Raw genomic sequence first — 807 nt, 5'->3', positions numbered from 1 at the left:
TGCTTGATATGAGTAGAGCGCTTTTGATAAAGGCGTGGTGGTTGGTTTGCCTATAGCCAATGACACTAACATGCCTTTATCAGTAAATGTGCGATTTGGGAACGATTCGTAAGCCTCCGGCTTGCAATAGAATCTTCTGCAAAAGTCATAGAGTGTGTTTTGAAAAGGTGCCAACCAGTGGTGCACAGGGGTAGTATTATTCTTGTCGCTCGGGTTCGCTGAGCTCACCGCTCGCCTTTACAAAATTCACTGCGAAGCGAAGCTTCGCAACCGTGAGTTTTGTCCCCATCGTCTAGAGGCCTAGGACACCGCCCTTTCACGGCGGTAACAGGGGTTCGAATCCCCTTGGGGACGCCATTAAAGCCACTCAAACACTAAGCATTACGCTGTAAGAGAAGAACAATTTTCTTAAAGTCTAACGCTTAGAGTTTAACTACTCTTGCTCTTTAACAATCTGGAAAGCTGATAGAAATAATTTGTAGTTCTTGATACGCAAGTGTCTTAGAAATTCTTGGCGAAATAAGTTGTAAGCATCAGTCACTGATGCGCACAACCCCGCTTAAAGATTCCTCATTATTTATGTCTACCTAGTTCATGTTTTTCGAAGCATCAATTAGGTGAGTTGTCGCGCAGCGAGTTCTAGGCATGACAGGAACGAGTTTATGAGCATAGTTTTTCTATGTGATTAAATGAGTGAGTGTCATAACGACGAAATCGCCAGCAGCAACACACATAAAGAGGCTTCTTGGGGTTGTATGGTTAAGTGACTAAGCGTACACGGTGGATGCCTTGGCAGTCAGAGGCGAT

Annotated in this window: 1 tRNA gene; it reads left to right on the top strand. The window is 44.5% G+C overall.

From position 1 onward, the window contains the following. The first annotated feature begins 281 nt into the window (after positions 1-281). Positions 282-357, top strand: a tRNA-Glu gene (locus ACFQ1C_RS06135). Positions 358-807: the final 450 nt, after the last annotated feature.

The sequence above is a fragment of the Oceanisphaera ostreae genome (assembly GCF_042676125.1).
Lineage (GTDB): Bacteria > Pseudomonadota > Gammaproteobacteria > Enterobacterales > Aeromonadaceae > Oceanimonas > Oceanimonas ostreae.
Note: the sequence above shows the minus strand (reverse complement) of the source record. Positions and strands in the feature narration are given on the sequence as shown.